The 18,674-nt window shown below is 28.8% G+C and carries 17 protein-coding genes and 1 tRNA gene; 4 read left to right on the forward strand and 14 right to left on the reverse strand.

The window, feature by feature from the left end; translation table 11 throughout:
* The first annotated feature begins 1 nt into the window (after position 1).
* Positions 2 to 1,438: a hypothetical protein gene (locus XO10_RS10085; RefSeq protein WP_175418570.1), complete on the forward strand. Its 1,437-nt coding sequence runs from the start codon at positions 2 to 4 to the stop codon at positions 1,436 to 1,438.
* Positions 1,439 to 1,492: 54 nt separating this feature from the next.
* On the opposite strand, the gene XO10_RS10090 is transcribed toward XO10_RS10085, so the two are convergent.
* Genes XO10_RS10090 through XO10_RS10100 form a run of 3 tightly spaced genes read right to left on the reverse strand, consistent with a single transcriptional unit; the run spans position 1,493 to position 4,375 of the window.
* Positions 1,493 to 3,403, reverse strand: coding sequence for a BMP family ABC transporter substrate-binding protein (locus XO10_RS10090; RefSeq protein WP_014297480.1), 1,911 nt, complete (start codon positions 3,401 to 3,403; stop codon positions 1,493 to 1,495).
* A gap of 19 nt (positions 3,404 to 3,422) precedes the next feature.
* Positions 3,423 to 4,151 carry a metallophosphoesterase gene (locus XO10_RS10095; protein ID WP_014297481.1) on the reverse strand — a complete coding sequence of 243 codons (729 nt, stop codon included), beginning with the start codon at positions 4,149 to 4,151 and terminating at the stop codon, positions 3,423 to 3,425.
* 47 nt (positions 4,152 to 4,198) lie between these two features.
* Complete coding sequence (locus XO10_RS10100) at positions 4,199 to 4,375, reverse strand: hypothetical protein (protein ID WP_175418573.1); 177 nt, start codon at positions 4,373 to 4,375, stop codon at positions 4,199 to 4,201.
* A 305-nt stretch (positions 4,376 to 4,680) separates the two neighbouring features.
* Between XO10_RS10100 and XO10_RS10105 the strand changes: the two genes are divergently transcribed.
* Complete coding sequence (locus tag XO10_RS10105) at positions 4,681 to 6,909, forward strand: hypothetical protein (RefSeq protein ID WP_175421462.1); 2,229 nt, start codon at positions 4,681 to 4,683, stop codon at positions 6,907 to 6,909.
* A gap of 117 nt (positions 6,910 to 7,026) precedes the next feature.
* Here XO10_RS10105 and XO10_RS10110 read toward each other — a convergent pair whose 3' ends face one another.
* Complete coding sequence (locus XO10_RS10110; protein ID WP_175418575.1) at positions 7,027 to 7,983, reverse strand: MJ1477/TM1410 family putative glycoside hydrolase; 957 nt, start codon at positions 7,981 to 7,983, stop codon at positions 7,027 to 7,029.
* On the reverse strand, positions 7,980 to 8,825 hold the full coding sequence (locus XO10_RS10115; protein ID WP_175418576.1) for a DMT family transporter: 846 nt from the start codon (positions 8,823 to 8,825) through the stop codon (positions 7,980 to 7,982). The genes XO10_RS10110 and XO10_RS10115 overlap by 4 nt, the downstream gene beginning before the upstream one ends.
* A 109-nt stretch (positions 8,826 to 8,934) precedes the next feature.
* Here XO10_RS10115 and XO10_RS10120 point away from each other — a divergent pair, with 109 nt between their 5' ends.
* Positions 8,935 to 9,753, forward strand: coding sequence for a M55 family metallopeptidase (locus XO10_RS10120; protein ID WP_175418577.1), 819 nt, complete (start codon positions 8,935 to 8,937; stop codon positions 9,751 to 9,753).
* Positions 9,754 to 9,769: 16 nt separating this feature from the next.
* On the opposite strand, the gene XO10_RS10125 is transcribed toward XO10_RS10120, so the two are convergent.
* Entirely contained in the window at positions 9,770 to 10,423 is a 654-nt protein-coding gene (locus tag XO10_RS10125) for an endonuclease III domain-containing protein (protein WP_175418578.1), read from the reverse strand.
* Complete coding sequence (locus tag XO10_RS10130; RefSeq protein ID WP_014297488.1) at positions 10,413 to 11,375, reverse strand: D-glycerate dehydrogenase; 963 nt, start codon at positions 11,373 to 11,375, stop codon at positions 10,413 to 10,415. The genes XO10_RS10125 and XO10_RS10130 overlap by 11 nt, the downstream gene beginning before the upstream one ends.
* Before the next feature lie 264 nt (positions 11,376 to 11,639).
* Between XO10_RS10130 and XO10_RS10135 the strand changes: the two genes are divergently transcribed.
* Positions 11,640 to 13,181, forward strand: a complete 1,542-nt coding sequence (locus XO10_RS10135) for an ATP-binding protein (protein ID WP_175421463.1) — start codon at positions 11,640 to 11,642, stop codon at positions 13,179 to 13,181.
* 73 nt (positions 13,182 to 13,254) lie between these two features.
* Here the strand turns inward: XO10_RS10135 and XO10_RS10140 are convergent.
* The 7 genes from XO10_RS10140 to XO10_RS10170 form a co-directional block, all read right to left on the reverse strand.
* Positions 13,255 to 13,343, reverse strand: a tRNA-Leu gene (locus XO10_RS10140).
* 85 nt (positions 13,344 to 13,428) lie between these two features.
* A complete protein-coding gene (locus tag XO10_RS10145; protein WP_075780774.1) occupies positions 13,429 to 13,806 on the reverse strand; it encodes a hypothetical protein in 378 nt (125 codons plus the stop codon).
* 4 nt (positions 13,807 to 13,810) lie between these two features.
* Positions 13,811 to 14,212: a DUF2089 domain-containing protein gene (locus tag XO10_RS10150; RefSeq protein WP_014297491.1), complete on the reverse strand. Its 402-nt coding sequence runs from the start codon at positions 14,210 to 14,212 to the stop codon at positions 13,811 to 13,813.
* A gap of 11 nt (positions 14,213 to 14,223) precedes the next feature.
* Positions 14,224 to 14,751 (reverse strand): hypothetical protein, encoded by a 528-nt coding sequence (locus tag XO10_RS10155; protein ID WP_014297492.1) that lies wholly within the window; start codon positions 14,749 to 14,751, stop codon positions 14,224 to 14,226.
* A gap of 126 nt (positions 14,752 to 14,877) precedes the next feature.
* Positions 14,878 to 15,579, reverse strand: a complete 702-nt coding sequence (locus tag XO10_RS10160; protein WP_175421464.1) for an MBL fold metallo-hydrolase — start codon at positions 15,577 to 15,579, stop codon at positions 14,878 to 14,880.
* A 95-nt stretch (positions 15,580 to 15,674) separates the two neighbouring features.
* On the reverse strand, positions 15,675 to 16,823 hold the full coding sequence (locus XO10_RS10165; protein ID WP_175421465.1) for a sugar MFS transporter: 1,149 nt from the start codon (positions 16,821 to 16,823) through the stop codon (positions 15,675 to 15,677).
* 58 nt (positions 16,824 to 16,881) lie between these two features.
* Positions 16,882 to 18,597, reverse strand: a complete 1,716-nt coding sequence (locus tag XO10_RS10170; RefSeq protein WP_014297495.1) for a M3 family oligoendopeptidase — start codon at positions 18,595 to 18,597, stop codon at positions 16,882 to 16,884.
* Positions 18,598 to 18,674: the final 77 nt, after the last annotated feature.

Genomic DNA, 18,674 nt, shown 5'->3' on the forward strand with positions numbered 1-18,674 from the left:
TATGAAAAAAAGCATAGTAACAATAATATCGCTCACATTGTTAGCATTGACATTATTTGGCTTTTCTGGTGATTTAAATTATATATACGGTTATAATTTCTCAAATAATGCATCAACAACATTTAGTGGATTAAAAACAAATATTACACTTGAAAATGAACTCGACAATCTTTATTATAGATTTTCAATAGATTTATTCAAATTAGACGGTTTTGATTTAAATGTTAACTCAGATATTGATACAACACAGTATGCAGCATTGATGCCATCATCAGTATATTTAATATCTCCATCATTACCATGGGCATTATATGTACTCAATGAAGCGTTTGCAGATATTTATCTTGATGAAGCAACATTAAGAGTCGGAAGGTTTATTCCTGATAGCGGCAGTTCAACATTTTACAGTCCTTCAGTAACAATTCCAGCACATGATGGAATTAATCCATTTGAACCATTAAAAACATTACCTGTAGATGGAATATATTTAAATGGATACATTGCAGACTATACATATGAATTAACCTTTACACCAAAAACATATGACGATATACCTTCATTTATACTATATCCAAAAACAATAAACGAAACAATAATTTCTGAGAACGCAGCAACACTTACATATGCATTTAAAACATTAATGGTCTTACCAGATATATATGAAGTTAAAAATATCTATACAGAAACAAAAAATATAGACGAATTATTGCCTGTAAATAGCGATTATAGTGCAAAGGTTTCAATGGATATTTCAAATTACAATATCAAATTAGGTTATGCTCATGACCATTATCACTTTACAGTTCCAGAAACAATAGAAATAAATTATTCAAAAGATGGAACAGGAACATCAAAAACAACATTATACAGACCATATAGAAATGTAGTAACATTAGATTTTCAGGGGATATCCTATTTCTTTGATTCTATAAGCTATCATGGCGAAGCAGCATTAATTATGCCAGAAAAAACATATATAAAAGTAGATACAACATATTATGTTCCAAATCCTGAAAATCCAACAACAACAGTTCAGACAAAAGATTCAACAGAAGTGGACATTTTTGAAAAGTATTATGTAAAGGCTGTAGGAGGTATCGAATATACACACGGAGAAGACTTTACATTGGGAATTGAAGGATTTAACGGTTTGCCAACAGAGGAATTAAAAGGGCATATTTCATTTGGAAGCGATATGTATATAAAAGCAAAGATAAACAATGTATCCTTTGAAGGTCTTGGATTAGCAGCGTTTTCAAAAATCAATGATAAATATGAACCTGGATATATGGGAACATTGAAAATTGCATATAATGGGATTGATAACTTCGAACCGTCAATACAGTTAAAATATGCATATGCCGAATCAGATGAACACTCATTAAAATCAATGGAAGATTTAAATTCAATCTCATTAAATATAAAAATTTATTTCTAATAAATAATATAAAATTAAAGTGCCGGGATTAATTCCGGCACTTTGTTATTAAATTTAATCAGTAGTAAATATAATCTTTTCCAGTTCTCCTTTTATATTATCAAGATACCAATTAATCTTTAATAATTCTTCATCTGTAATACTTTCATCATTTGTTGCTACTATATTACCATTTGCATCTATAATTGGACCGCTAAACACATCGTATTCCCTGTTTTTTATTGCGTTTTTCATTAATTCAATAAGATTCTCGCTTTGTCCGGGAAGCAAATTCTTCGATTTAAATAATCTTACAATTTTTCTATCCATTCCATACCAGTACTTTCTTAAGTCCTTTAGATGTTTTGAAGTGGTAATTTCCCACTCATCATTCAAAAGTTTTTTTACAATTTTTTCATAAAAAGGTCCCCAATTCCATGTTGCAGCTGCTATATTGGTTTTTGGAAATAATTCATCTTTTTTTATATTATATCCTATGCTATATACATTATGCTCATCGGCAATTTCCAGAGGAGTAAGAGTGTCGAGATTAGAAGCTATTATATCATTTCCAGATTCTATAAGTTTCACCGTTAATTCCTTTTCTAATTCATAGTTTATCCATTCTTTTGTCCATTTTACGTCAATAACAGCTGATGGATTTACCATTTTAACTCCTATAGCAAAAGCATTTAAATTCCTTACAAATAAAGGTAATGGATAAGGCGCAATAAACCCTATCTTATTTGATTTCGTCATAATTCCCGCTATCATTCCTGTTAAAAATTGTGGTTGATATATTCTTCCGAAATATACAGAAAGATTTCTATAACTCTTATATCCCGCACAATTTAAGAACTTTACAGACAAATTATTTACAGCTGCTTTATAAGTTGAATCCATAAAATCAAAACTTGTAGTAATAATTAAATTATAATTCTTATCCACCAATTCTTGAATAACTTCATATGAATCTTCTTTTTTTACATTCTCAATATATGTAGTATGAATTTTATCTTTAAACTTTTCTTCAATATAATTTCTTCCAATTTCATGAGCCTGAACCCAGGTGCTTTCATTAATAGTATTTCTATACACAAAAGCTATATTTAAAGTCTTTTCCTGTGCAGCTGACAATTTAATAAAAGAAGCTAACATTTCATGTAGTAAATCTTTTTTTTCTTCTAAATAAACAGTTTCAAGCTCCTTAATTAATTCTTTTACTCTTGCTTTTAATTCTTTGTCTAAAATATTATCTTCAATTCCATATTTTTTTATATACTCAAGAAAGGCATCGCCGGTAGTCAAAGGAAGACTTTCGCCACCAAGAGAATGATACACCTTTCTAAAGTTCCAGTATATAAATTTTTCAAAATATTTGAAAAATTCATTTGGATTTTGATTGGTTTCCTTTATATGTTTTAAAAGGATTTCTTCAAGCTCTTTAAAGCTTCCTTCCCTTTTAAACCATATCATATTTATTTTTGTTTTTTCATAAAAATCAAGAAACTCATAATAAATTCTGATTTTAGGGTCCAGTTCATCATATTTTGGTATTATCCTTCTTACATTTCCTACAATTGAAGGTGCTTCGAGATATTTTAAAACACTTGCTCGTTTATTTCCTTCTACAACATAAAAATAATTTAAAAATTCATAAGCTACTATAGGTTCCCTTATGCCTTCTTCCTGCTGTGCTTCAAAAAGATTCATCCATTTAATTGCAAATTCACTTGTTTCTTCTAACAATGGAAGAAAGTTTTTTGAAAATGCACTTCTTCGGGATTCGTAATAAGTGCCTTTAACCTTTTTTAGCGGTATTTCTATTGTTCCAAGATATTGTTCTCCACTAATTTCATATTTTTGAAGCAAATGTTCTAAAGAAGGTAAATATCCGTCTTTCCCTCTACCTTCCCAGTATAATAACTCCCTTTCCCCTTTTTTCTTTGCATTTTTGTATTCCTTTGCGCTGTCAAATCGATTCATTATATCCTCTCCCCGAAAATCATAAATAAATTTCCTTTAATTTAATCCTTCCATTTTCACCTTTTATTTTTACAATATCATGCAAATTTTCATCATATAATACATACTTAAAAGGAACTGTATTAAGTAAATATGAAATTCTCCCTTTATAATAAATCTTGAAATTTAAAGGTTTGCTGGTATATCTTGGATGAATATGGCCATAAAACCAGATTTTTGGAAAATATTTTAAATAAATTTTTGCTAATTGTTTTGAACCTTTGTGATAATCATCCATATCATCAAAAATATTTGAAATTCCCGGTGGCGAATGGGAGATAATCACATCCAGTTTTTTAAATCTATTTAAAAATTTGCTGCGATTTAACTTGTGGCAAAAAGCCCTTGCATCTTTTTCTTTAAAATGAAATGGTTTTTTACCATAAGATAATGCACCGGAAAATCCGGTGATATACACATCTTCAGAAATATTAAGAGCTGATTTGATATTTATAATTTCATTGTGGATTACTTTAATTCCTGTATAAATATTAGAAAAATCGTTTAAATTTATATCTTCAAACTTTTTGAAATATTTTTTATCGTGATTTCCATAAATCATTAGGCTAATTTTAGGGGTTAATGTATTCAATAAAAAATCAAAATATCCCGGTGATAAATCACCGCAACCAAGCAAAATGTCGCATTTTTTAATTATTTTATGAATACTTCCCTTTTCTTCATCAGAAACCGCAACAATTTCTATCATCAATATCTGTCTCCCTGCTGTCAACTATAACTTTTCCACTTAATTAATTATAACATGCTAATAAAAAAACGAAGCCAATAGGCTTCGCTTATAAAATTACTAAATTTTAAATATTTTAATATTTTCATTCTATTTTCCTGTTTTCCTATAAAAACATTTAACCGTTTTAACTCAATATCTATATTTTTAAGAACTATAAAATTTTTAACCTTTATTCTTTCCATACAATCATCTCCTGGTATAATTGGTGGTTTTATAGAAATAGTATTATTTTCAATATAATATAAAGTTATTTCACTTACTCTGCAAATATTATACCATATTTATTATGATACTTCTAAATTTTGAATGAAATCTTTCAATTATTATTGAAACCATTTAGTATTTGTGAAATCATCATAAAAACAAAAAATTTTCTAAATTAAAATATTTAGTTAATAAAAATTCAAAAAAAAAAAAAAAAAAAAAAATGATACATTATAGTTGGTAATTTAATATTTTATTCAATTGAAAATAAGGGGGCAGGATGATGAAAAGAGTCATTGTATTTTTGATGGTGACAATAACTATGCTGTTTTTTATGGTATCCTGTTTTCACCAATCGGAAAAAGCAAAAGAAAATATTCAAACAATAGCACCAACTACTCCAGAGCCTGTAGATGGAGCAAAAAATGTAAATATAAATCACCTATGTTTGAAATGGAAAGGATCAATAGGTTCAGAAGGAGATATTATAAGTTATGATGTGTATTTTGGAGAATCACAGAATTCGATGAAACTAGTTTATAAAGATTTAGATAAAACTTCTGTAAATATACCTGAACTTGAAAAAAGTAAAACATACTATTGGAAAGTGGTTGCGAAAAATCGTAAAGGAGAGGAGCTATCAAGTAAAGTATGGTCATTTACAACAGAAAAGAAAATGATTCAAAATGGTTATATGTTTGTGTATGGTGATGGTATGCTTGCGATATATGATGTAAATTCAGATCCGGAACATCCGGTATTTGTATCATCAATAGATTTGCCGCATGAATCTACAAGTTTCTGTTTTGACGGTGTATATTTGTATACCGAAGATCTTGATATAATTGATCTTAGCGATGTAAAAAATCCAGAATTAATAGAAAAGCATGATGGTGCGTATATGCCATCGGATGCTCGAGATATTGTAGTAACAAATGGTTATGCGTATATAGCAACTTTTGATAAGCTGGAAATAGTGGATATAAGCGATAAAACGAATCCTAAAAAGATAGGGATGTATAATACAGGATATGTTTATGGAGTATATGTAGATGGAAATTATGCATATCTTGCAGCTGGTATTTCAGGTCTGGAAATAGTGGATATAAGCGATAAAGCAAATCCTAAAAAAGTGGGAAATTATGATACAGGGACAGCTTATGGAGTATATATAGATGGCAATTATGCATATGTGGCAGATTATGATAATGGGTTGGTAATAGTTGATATAACAAATAAAACAAATCCAATAAAGGTAACGTCAGTTTCAACAAATGGTTCTGCATATGAAATTATTGGTATAAAAATATATGGTGTTCAAAAAAATATATTTCTTGGAACTGAAGGAGGATTAAAAGCTGTTGATATAACTGATTTAAACAAAGCGTATCTTATTGATTCATATTTTGATGATTTTTCAGTACATCATGGCGTGATCTCAGGTGATTATGCTTATGTAACAGGGGATGGGTATGCGGTAGTTGATATTAGTAATCAATATAGTTTTGATAAACCAATTTATGAATATGTAGATAAATATTCAAATCCTTCTGCATATAGCGGTGTTCATGTGGATGATTATGATATTATTGCAGCGGGAGATAGTGGACTTGCTATATATAATGAAACAACAAGGAAAACATATACTCTTTATCTTGAAGGTACAGCAAGAGATGTTTTTGTAGATGATAATTATGCATATGTAGCAAATTATTATCATGGTTTGGAAATAGTGGATATAAGTGATAAAACGAATCCTAAAAAAGTAGGAGATTATGATCCCGGTTATTTTTATAGTGTAGAGGGAGTGTACGTGGAAGGAAATTATGCATATCTTGCAGCTGGAGATTCTGGACTTGTAATAGTAGATATAAGTGATAAAACAAAACCCAAAAAGGTAGGAAGCTATAATAATTTTACTAAGGTTTACGGAGTATATGTGGACGGTGATTATGCATATATAGCAGGTTTTGATAAAGGTCTGGTAATAGTGGATATAAGTGATAAAACAAATCCAAGAAAAATAGGGGAGTATAATACTACTGGTTTAGGTTTTGCTATAGGAATATATGTGGATGGTGATTATGCATATGTTGCAAATAGTTATAAAGGCTTAGAAATAGTGGATATAAGTGATAAGACAAATCCAGTAAAGGTGGGGGCGTATAGTCCAGGTTATTTTTATAATGTAGAGAAAGTATATGTAGATGGGAATTACGCATATCTTGCAGCTGGAAATTCAGAGTTTGTAATAGTAGATATAAGCGACAAAACAAATCCAACAAAAATAGCAGCTTATGATACAAAAAATATTTCTGAGATAACATCGCCTGTTAAAATTAAAAATTATGATTATGGTTATATTTATGATGTGAAATTTGATTCAAATAATAATGTTGTTTATGTTGCAGGGTCAATGGGATATATGCAGATAAATGTTTTAAAGCCAGATTCTGTAAGAATTAATTGGAAGATACCAATGTCAGATTTTGGGGCAATTTTAATCTGGTAAAAATAATTTTTAATTTCTTTAATTCCCTGATAGAATTATATTACAATTCTATCAGGGAATGTTTTTGTATTTTTCCGTATTTAAGCCTAAACATGAGAAAAAGATAATAAATGTTTTTTATTGTATTTCTATATCATAAATAATTGTGGATAGTCTGTCTAATTCTCTATCAACATATGCTGGATATGGGATTATTCCTCTATCTCTGCAATTTTTGATATAATCGTCTATTATATCGATGTTTATATTATCTTCATCGACCACATAATCTACGCTCAATACCACTTTTCCAGAAGATAGGATTTTGTTTATGTATTTTAGCTTATATTCTGTTTCAGTGCTTTTTTGTATTAAATAACTTCCGTTGTCGAGTTCTTCTGAATCATAAAATAAATCTTCTATTCCAATTCCAGAAATGGTTTTTAAATATATTCCATTATTATCGTAATCCAGTATATCTTCACCATTTTGAGGTATAATCAAGAAATTTTCTTTTTTACTTCTGGCATAATTTGCTATTTCCACAACAAAATCTATCATGTCCTTTGCTGTTTCTTCAATAGGTCTTTGATCAACTTGTGGTGCTTCACCTTCATTTGACCAATAATAATATGCATCGATTATATCGAGATATACACCTGAAAAGCCCATGTCAATTATTTTATCAAGATAATCGTAAATTATCTTTTTCCAGTCTTCGTTCCAGTATTTTACTTTATAATTCCCTTCCCAATCAGGGTTTTCAGGTCCAAGCCATGAAGGAGGATTAGTTTTCCATTCATCATGCCAATAGTATCTATAATCTTCAGCTTCACCAATACTAAGATAGCAGATTGGTGCCATTCCAACACCTTTTAATTTTTTTATTTCATCGTATGTATATTTACCATCCTCTAAACCTGTTCGGGAATAGTCCATTACAAGAAAATTTACAGGATATGTGATTATTTCCTGAATGTTTATATTCTGTAATTGATATACGAAGTATCTATTTTCATAATTGGGTTTTAAAAAAGAGCAACTTAGTAAAATAATTAAAGTGGATATAATAACAATTATAACCTTTATTTTCATTGAAATTCCCCCCTGTTATTTTTTTGAAAAATATATTTTGAATTAGCGATAAGTATACTTAATATCAATATAATAGCTCCTAAAAATTGTGTAGCATTTAAAGTTTCTTTTAAAATAATAAAAGATAGTAATGCTGAAAATATAGGTTGGGTAAGGAATAGAATAGCTGTTAGGTTACTTCCTATATTTTTTTGATGTTTTAGCTGTAGAAAGATAACGATTATACTTCCAATTATTGCAGAATAAAATATTGTTAATAATGAAATAGCATTTATATTGTATGATGCTTTGAAAATTAAAGAGAAAATTCCACTGATAATAGTTACAGTTAAAAACTGAAATGTTAAAAGCGATTTTTCTTCCACTTTTTGACTGAAGTTTGTTATTAGTACTATATGCAAAGCGAAGCTGATAGCACATATTATCATTAGCATATCTCCTATATTAAATCCATTAATTCCACCAGATAACAGGTAAGAACCCACTATGGAAAAGGTTAATCCGATTATTTGAAATTTGTTGATTTTTTCTCTGTTGATTAAATATGCAAATATAGGAATAAAAATTATATATTGTGAGGTAATAAAACCTGCTTTGGTTGCTGTGGTGTATTTTATACCTACAATTTGTGAAATATAACCAATTGATAAAACTATTCCCAATATCGAAGAATAAAAGAAATTACCAAATTTAAATATTATCGAAGAAAAAATAAAAGCAATGAAAAATCTTAATGTTGTATATGCCAGAGGATTTATATTGTTTAATCCAAGCTTTTGAATAGGAAATGTGCTTCCCATTAATAATGCAGCGAGTATTATATAAAAAATGGATTTTTTCATTTTTAACCTCCATTGCTTGTTTTTGATATTATAGCATGATAATATGCATAAAAGTTATAAGATATTGTATAATTTAATTGTAGTATTAATAAAATTTGGGAGGGATATAATGAAAATCTATATTTCATTTGATTTTGAAGGATTGGCTGGTGTTAATCACTGGAACGATGTTTCGAAAGGAAGAGATTATAAACAGAATTATGCAATGATACAGTTACGAGCTATGCTTGAAGAATTAAAAGAACATGAAGTAGTAATTTCAGATTCTCATGCAATGGGGGATAATATTTTATGGAGTGTTACTGATGAATTTCCAAATGTGGAATTAATTAGCGGAGGAATAAGGAAATATTATATGATGGCTGGATTGGATTCAACGTTTGATAGAATGATATTCTTTGGTTATCATGCAGGTGTTGGAACAAGATATGCCACAATGGATCATACTTATTCCAGTTCTTCAATACACAATGTCTGGATTAATGGTGTAAGAGTGAATGAAACTTTGATTAATGCTGCATATGGAAGTTTGTATAATGTTCCGCTTGCAATGGTTGTTGGTGATGATAAACTTGGTGAGGAATTAAAAGAGCATTATAATAAACTTGTATATGTTTCAACTAAAGAGTCTCTCGGAAGATTTTCTGCAAAATTTAAGCCAATGAAAAAATTGATTGAAGAAATAAAAAATGCAACGAGGAAGATGCTAAGCATGAAAAAGGAAGATTTTGAATTATTTAAGTTTGAGTCACCAGTTGAAATGATTGTCGAATTTTCTGATACGTTAAGGGCAGATATGGTGGAATCTATGCCTTTAGTTGAGAGAATAGACGGAAGAAAGGTGAAGCTTGTTAGTGAAGATTATAGTACGATCTTTGAAGGATTACTTGCAATGACATATATAACAATGGCAGCTAAGTATATATAATAATAAAGGCGCTAAATTAAGCGCCTTTATTATATTTACATAGATCTTTGAATATACAATTTTCACATAAAGGTTTCTTTTTGCAGATATTTTTCGAATGTTCTACAATTAATCCATGATAATTTTTATATATCATTATATCTTCGGGGAGATTTTCTTCAAAAAATTTTTGGTATGCATCATAATCGGTTTTTATATTTAACCCTAATCTCGAAAACATTTTTTTTGTATATGCGTCAATAACAAAACTTAGCTTGTTGAGTGAATATAATAGTATAGAATCGGCAGTTTCTTTCCCTATACCTTTTACAGAAAGTAATTCGTTTCTTAAGGTGATTTTATCTATTTTTTCCAGTTTTTCAAATGAAAAATCATATTTTTTGAACCATTCTAATAGATTTTTCACGTATTTAGCTTTAACCTTGAAAAAGCCGCTTGGTTTTATTAATTTCTGTAGTTCTTCTATATCTAAAACATATAATTTTTCTGGATATAAAAGGTTTTTGTTTTTAATGTTTTCCAGGGATTTTACTACATTATTCCAATTTGTATTTTGTGTCAATAATGCACCGAGCATTATTTCAAATTGATTTTCGCCAGGCCACCAACCTTCAGGAATTGTATATTCTTTTTTTAAAGTTTCGTATATTTCAATTAGATTAATAAACATTGTTTGGCGGAACCTCTCCTTTTAAGGCTGCAATAACATTATCGGCAACCATTTCTGCCATTTTGTCCCTTGTTTCAAATGTAGCGCTTCCAGTATGCGGGGTTAAAACTACATTATCCAATTTTAATAATTCTTCTGGAATTTTTGGTTCTTCTTCATATACATCTAATCCAGCACCAGCTATTTTTCCTTCTTTTAAATATTTTATAAGAACTTTTTCATTGATTACAGGACCTCTTGCAGTATTTATGATTATAACATTTGGTTTCATCATTGAGAATTCTTTTTCATCTAATAAGTGATGTGTTTCTGGAGTTAAAGGTGTATGTAATGATATATAATCTGATTTTTTAATTAATTCTTCTAAAGGTGCATATTCGACATTTAATTCTTTTTCTTCAGCTTCACTTAATCTATTTCTTTTATAATATAAAACCTTCATATCAAATCCTAAAGCACGTTTTGCCATTTCTTTTCCGATTCTTCCCATTCCAATTATTCCAAGTGTTTTTCCTTTTATGTCATAGCCAAGAAATAATTGAGGTCTCCAGCCTATGAATTTTCCTTCTCTTACAAATTTATCGCTTTCGACGATTTTTCTTGCAACTGCAAATAAAAGAGCCCATGCTAAATCAGCAGTAGCATCACTTAATACACCTGGTGTGTTGGTAACGTAGATGCTAAATTCTTTAGCTGATTCCACGTCTATGTTATTATATCCAACAGCGTAATTGGAAACAACTTTTAATTTTCCTTTTCCAGCTTCCAATACTTCTTTGTTAATATTATCGCTTAATAATGTTATTAATGCATCTGATTCTTTTGCAAGGTTTATTATTTCTTCATGGGTTAATGTTCTCTCTTCTCTGTTAACCCATACATCGAAACCAGCGTCCTTTAATTTTTTTTCTGCGATTTCCGGAATTTCATATGTAAATGAAACCTTTGGCATTTTCCCACCTCCAGAGTTATTATAATTGTATTCGTAATTATTATACTATATAATAATAAAAAGACTTATACACTGAAATAATTTTTTCTTTACTCTTTATGTTTGTTTTTAATTTTGATTATGGATATTTATCCTTTACCAAACATTACCTCTTAATATAATATGATATAATTAAAATAGAAAGAATAATATAAAATAGCTTACTTTGTGAAAGCGTGAAGAAATTTTTTAGAAAAAGATGTGGAAAGCCATGGAGGTGAAACGATGAAGAAATTACCAGTAGGAATACAAGATTATAAGGAAATAATAGAAGAAAATTATATATATGTGGATAAAACAAAATATTTATATGATTTAATAAATAGTGGAAAGTTTTATTTTATGTCAAGACCTCGAAGATTTGGAAAAAGCTTAACAGTATCAACATTTTATTATTTGTTCAAAGGGGAAAAGGAATTATTTAAGGATACATATATATATGACAAATGGGAATTTAAAGAGTATCCAATAATAAAATTGGATATGTCGGATAATACATTGAGGAATATAGAATCATTTGAAAAATCTCTTGATAATATGCTTGATAAAATTTATAAAGCATATAGTATAATTCCTGATATAGATGACATACCAACAAAGTTTGGAAATTTAATAGAAAAGTTAAATGAGAAATATCAAGAAAAAGTTGTCATTTTAATAGATGAATATGAATCACCAATATTGGAACATATAAATGATAAGAAAAAAGCTGAAAAATTCAGAGGATTTTTAAGGGAATTCTATAAAAAGATAAAAACAAAGGATGCATATGTAAAATTTGTATTCATAACCGGAATAACAAAATTTACCAAAACAGGAGTATTTTCAGCATTAAACAATTTAAGCGATATATCATTAAACAGGAAATATGGACAGATGTTTGGATATACGCAGGAAGAATTGGAATATTATTTCAAAGATTACATAAAAGAATTATCAGAAGAAATGGGTATAACAGAAAAAGAATTGCTTGAAGAAATGAAGAGATATTATAATGGCTTTTCATTTGACGGAGAACATTATGTATATAATCCATATTCAATATTGAGATTTTTTAGCGAAGGAAAATTCCAGAACTTTTGGTTTGAAAGTGGATCACCGAGTTTTCTGTATGAATACATAAAAGGCAAAAAAATAGAATATGAGGATTTAGTAAAAACACCAGTAAGTGCAGAAGACTTCTCAACACGAGAAATAGAAGATGCAAAAGCAAATATCTTCTTTACGCAGGCAGGATATTTAACCTTTAAAGGAATAAAAAAATATGGATTTAAAGAAAAATATATACTGGACTATCCAAATTTTGAAGTAAAAAACAGTTTTTCAACACTAATATTAGAAGCCAATTATGGATTTAATGATGAAGAAATAAACAGGGTAAGTGAGATATATTTAAAAATAGAAGAAAATGACATAAAAGGATTAATAGAAGAAATAAAAAAAATAATAAGTGCAGTGCCGTATAATCTACACAAAAAAGAAGAAAAGTATTATCATTCATTGATGTTCACAATAATAGCCTCAGCAGGAATAGATGTAAAAGCAGAAGAATTGACAAACTTAGGAAGAAGCGATTTAGTAATAGATTTTGAAGATAGGATATATTTATTTGAAATAAAGCTTGATCAAAGCGCAGAGGAAGCATTAAAACAGATAAAAGAAATGAAGTATTATGAAAAGTATGCAGGAAAAGAAGTCTATTTGATAGGAATAAATATAAATTCAGAAAAAAGGAATATTGAGGATTATATAATTGAAAAAATTTAATAGATATAATAAAATCCCCGTTTTAATGGGGATTTTATTATGGTATAAAAAAAACCGGCATAAGCCGGTTACATGGTGCCGAGAGTGGGACTTGAACCCACACGAGGTTTCACCCTCAGTAGATTTTGAGTCTACCGCGTCTGCCAATTCCGCCATCTCGGCACAGCAAAAATATTATACCATTAAAATTACATTTAGTCAAGACTAGATGGAAAAATTAAAGTATTCTAAAAACCATAGTAATTTATTATTCTATATATATTTTTACTACATCACCATCAGCAGAATCTACATTTATTAATTCTTCTCCTTCAAATTGGTCAAAATCTATATTGTTGATAAATTGCATTATCTGGTTTATTTCCTCATCCTTCATTTTTCCTTCTTTCGCTAATGCTAAAGGTATCATAACCTTCGCAATTTTTATTAATCCCATAGGTATTTTTACATTTACTTTGTCTCCATCTGATGAATTAACCTTAATAACAAGTTTTTTTCTTGGATTTTGATTTGTGCTTTTTGGTTGTGGATTATCATAAAATGCCTCTATTAATTCAGCAGCTTCCTCTACTTCAATGCTACCGTCTTTAACCATATTAAGGATTTTCAATAATTCTTCTTTCATTTTTTCATTCCCCCTTTAATTTTTTAAGTTTTTCAATTGCTTCTTTTGAAGAAATTGCACCGTTAGCAAGCATTTCAATAATTTTCTTTTTTTCTAATTCTGTATTTTGAGGTTGTTCATTTGGTTCTTCGAAAGTTTCTTTTTGAATATAACCTAAATCTTTAAGTAATTTGTTGAATTTGTTTAATGCAGTTGGATATGAAATCCCGAGTATTTCTGAGACTTTTGATAAATTCCCTCTGTTTAAAAGATAAAGCCTTAAAAAATCTATATTTTCATTACTTAAAGTTGCAAATTCATTTAATTCAAATTCACCTTCTATTTTGGAATTACAGTTTGAACATTTTAATTTTTCAATGTGTAATTTGTTACCACATACTGGACATATAACAGGTGCTTTATACATATTAATCACTCCTACGCAATAAATATTTTTACTTTAGTTTTTCCATTATCTGCTTCAACATCGATAAAATCACCATAATATTGATATAATAAATCCATGGATTCCATGATTAAATCTACTATTTCATCGACATCAATAGGTATTTTCTTATCTTTTTTTGAAAATTCCTCTTCTATTTTCTTTTTTATGATTTTTTTCGTAAATATAAGTAATGGTTTAAATGACATAAGGATTCCAAAAGGGAAGAATAATCTAACTTTAGCATCTTCTGTATCCACTAAAATAACAAATTTTGAACCAACAGGATCTTTAACTTTTTCAGAGATAATTTTAGCTGCTTCTTGAGGTGTATGTGTTTCAATGATCTTTTCAATATTTCTTGTTAATATTTTTTTGTTTTCTTTTTTTCTTTTTGAAATTTCATAGTATGAGTAGATTATATAAATACCCAATCCAATAAAGAGTGAAGCCCAGAAAAATTTTGCGCCACCAAAGATTAGAGACAATCCAATAATTATTAAAATAATTGCACCAAACATTTTCATCCCCCTTTCTACTATGATTATAAAACAAAATTTATAAATTGTCAAGTGATATTTTATAATTTTATAAATTTATATTATAAATTATAAAAAAATAAAGGGCAAAAGCCCTTTATTGAAAAATTATATTTCTAAAATTGTTCCAGCACCAAATTTCATAATCCTGCCTTTGAATTCTACATTTAATACATTTAATGCATCTGTTCCAGTACAGTGTGAAGGTAAAATATATTCTACTTCTGTTTTTTTAATTCTATCGATTCTAACAAATAATTTTTCTTCGTATAGTTTATAGAAATGAAATCCGCCAATTACTGCGTGAAGTTTATCTTTAAATTCTTTTTTAGCAAATTCAAGAATGTTTTCAACCTTTGGGTGAGAACATCCAACTATGACTACAAGACCTTTTGGAGTTTTTAAAACCATTGAATGTTCTGGAATATCACCTTCAAAAGTTCCTGTAGAATATATATTAGGTTCAATTTCTTTTGGTGAATCACAAACTATTACTTCACTTTTTTCTCTGAGTAATTTAAGCATTCTTTCAGGAAATCGCGAAGGTATAAAGCTTCTCTTAACAGTATAGTTTTCCATTATATATTCCAGCCCACCAGTATGGTCGTCATGGTAATGGCTCAAAAAAAGATTATCAATTGTTTTGAATCTTAAACCAAGATGTGTGATGTTGTGTTCTAAGATTCTATAATCGTTTCCTGTGTCGAACAATGTGAGACTTCCGTTATTTTCAACGAGTATGGAAAGCCCCCAGTCGCGTTTTAGTAAAGGATGTACTTTGTAATTATCTACAATTCCTGTTATCTTCATGGTATTCCCCCTTTAACTGTCTTTTTCTAATATATTTATTATATAGTGGTCTTTGAATAATATTTCTTTTTAAATAATTTGAATACCTAAATTAATTATTGTTTTTCTATTCTAAAAATAAGCAGAAATTCAATAAAGTTCAATCCGATTAAAAAGAGCAATCCAAAGAAAATACCAAATAATTTTCCTATATATCCAACACTTGACGAACCTATAGCCGAAATTACTGATGTTGAAGCAGAAGCAAAACTTAGAGCAAAACCTTTATTGTTTTTAAATTTTTCAATTAATAATGCTTGAATTGTTGGATATGTTGTTGCATACCCAATACCTGTTAAAAGTGTTCCAATTAAAGATAATAAAAGTGTTTTTCCAAGAAATACCGTAAATGTTGAAAAGATTAATGACATGAGTACAGCTATAACGAGCCAGTTTTTATAGCCATATTTTTCTGGCATGTGTGAAAGCAATGTTCTTCCAAGGAAAAGACCTATCCATAAAAATGAAGGATACATGGCTGCATCTGATACTTTAAAGCCTCTATATTCATATAAGAATGTTGCAAGCCATGATGTGAAGTTCATCTCATAAGCTACATAAATTCCAAGAGATAGCGTTAATATTATAAGCGCTTTGGTGATAATAAATTTTGATTCTTTTTTGTGTGGATTTGCCAGATATTCAGTATGTTTTTTAGAAATATCATGTTTTGATAATGAGAAAAGTATAAATGGAACTATGTTTAGAATAATTGCAATTAAAAATGGTAATTTCCATTGATTAGTGTATCTCAGTATTAATGAGGATACTATAGGACTTGATACGGCTCCAAGGGCAAAAGCAGAGTGTAATAAATTAAGGGTTTTGCTCTTTTTTTCTTCTTGAGATAGTCCTATTAAAAATGGAATTGATAATTCTAAGCCTCCACCTGCAAAGTTTGTTAGAAATATTCCAAGTAAAAGATGTATATAACCTGTCATGGAAAACAAAAAGAAATTTCCAATTATAAATAGCAATAAGGTAAATATTATGGTGTAATACATATTATACTTTTCAAGTATATATCCAAAAATTATAGAAGAGAAGAAAAATGCAATTGAACCAACTGAAAATGCAAGTCCTATTAATGAATGATCGATATGATAGCTCTTTTCTATTATTGGAATTAAAGTACTGACAAGAATTAATGAAAAACCGAATAGGTAAAATGTGCTGAATCCAAAATAGGTTTCCGCTTTTTTCATGAAATCAACTCCTGTGATTGTAATTATTATTTGAGGGCCTTTAAAAAGGCCCTCAATATTATTTTACTTTTTCAATTTCTGAGATTATAAAGTCTGTTAATTCCTTAATATATTCTTTTGAGAAATCAAATTTAATTCCAGCAATTTCATATAATTTTTTAACAGGATACTTATAACCGGAACTTAAGAATTCTTTGTATTGTTCAATAGCCTTTTGTCCATTTTCTTTATAATTTTTATATACCGCTATTGCTCCAAGTTGTGACATAGCATATTCAATATAGTAGAATGGTACTTCAAAGATATGTAATTGTCTTAACCATCTTATTCTTTTTTCTTTATCCAATCCGCTCCAATCTATTCCTGTATTGAATCTATCCATTAAACTGCCAAAATATTCATCTCTTTCTTCAATGGTGTGATCTGGGTTTGTGTATATCCAGTGCTGGAATGCATCAACAATCATAACCCATGGCAGAATCTTTAACGTGCTTTCCAATTGTTCTCTTTTTGCTTTTTTTAAGTCTTCTTCATTTTTATAATATTCATCAAGATATTCAAGGGTTAATAATTCCATGGACATTGAAGCAAGCTCTGCAATTTCGCTTGGAAAATCTTTTAAGAAGGAGATGCTTATATCTTTTGACCTGAATGTGTGTTGAGCATGTCCTGATTCATGTAATAATGTTCGAACATCACCGCTTAGTCCAACAGCATTCATGAATATAAATGCTGCACCTGTTTCTGATAAAGGATAGTTATAACCACCTGGTGCTTTTCCTTTTCTGTTTTCTAAATCCAAAAATCCTGTATTTTTCATTTTTTCAAGATTTTTAGCAAATTCAATATCCACTTTTGATAATATTTTAATTGCATTATCGATGAATTCTTCAACGTTGTCAAAAGGTTTTAAGACTTTACCATCAACATCTACCTCTGTATCCCAAGGCCTTAAGCTTTCAACACCGAGTTTTTCTTTTCTTTCTTCATTTAATTTTTTTAAGGCTGGTACTACAACTTCTTCAACAGATTTATGGAATTCATATAAATCTTCCGGTGTGAAATCAAATCGTTTTTTAGCATCATGCATATAATCTCTATAATTATCATATCCTGCATTTTTGGCAATTTTAATTCTAATTTCTTTTAATTCATCAAAAAGCTTTTCGAGCTCTTCATGATGTTCAGCAACTGCATTCATTGTTAAACGCCATGCTTCTTCTCTTACTTTTCTGTCTGGATTTTTTAAGTAAACTCCCATCTGTGATAATGTTTTTTCTTCTCCGTCAAATGTAACTGTAATCTTTGAGATTATTTCACCGTATTTAGAACCTAATTCCTGTTCTTTTACCATTAATGGCAGATTTTCTTTTCTAAATAATTCAATATCCCTGGATATTAATCTATTCATATGTTCAAATGATTCACCAGTTAGTTCGTTTCTATATGGGCTGTCATAGAATTTCTTTTTTAATTTGAAATCATATTCCTGAGCTGGTGAAACTATATTTGCATAAAATTCATTAAAAGCTTTTGAATTTTCTTCCTTTGTATCACATGTCATTTTTATATATCGCCATGCCATTTCTTCTGATATAATACTTTCAAGTTCTGACCATTTTTCTAAAAATTCAATTAATTCATCTTTAGATTTGATTTCTGTGCTTAATAAATCTTCAAGTACCTTTTTTACTTCATTCCAATCATTTAAATTTATTTCTTCTTTGAAGTATTTTCTGGGTTTTTTTGTAATTTTTTCATCAGTTACTATCATCTATATGCCTCCTTGTTTTTTGTAAATGTTAGCTATACTAATTATAGCATATAAAATCTAAAAAATAAAAGCAGATT

Source organism: Marinitoga sp. 1135 (genome assembly GCF_013363245.1).
Lineage (GTDB): Bacteria > Thermotogota > Thermotogae > Petrotogales > Petrotogaceae > Marinitoga > Marinitoga piezophila.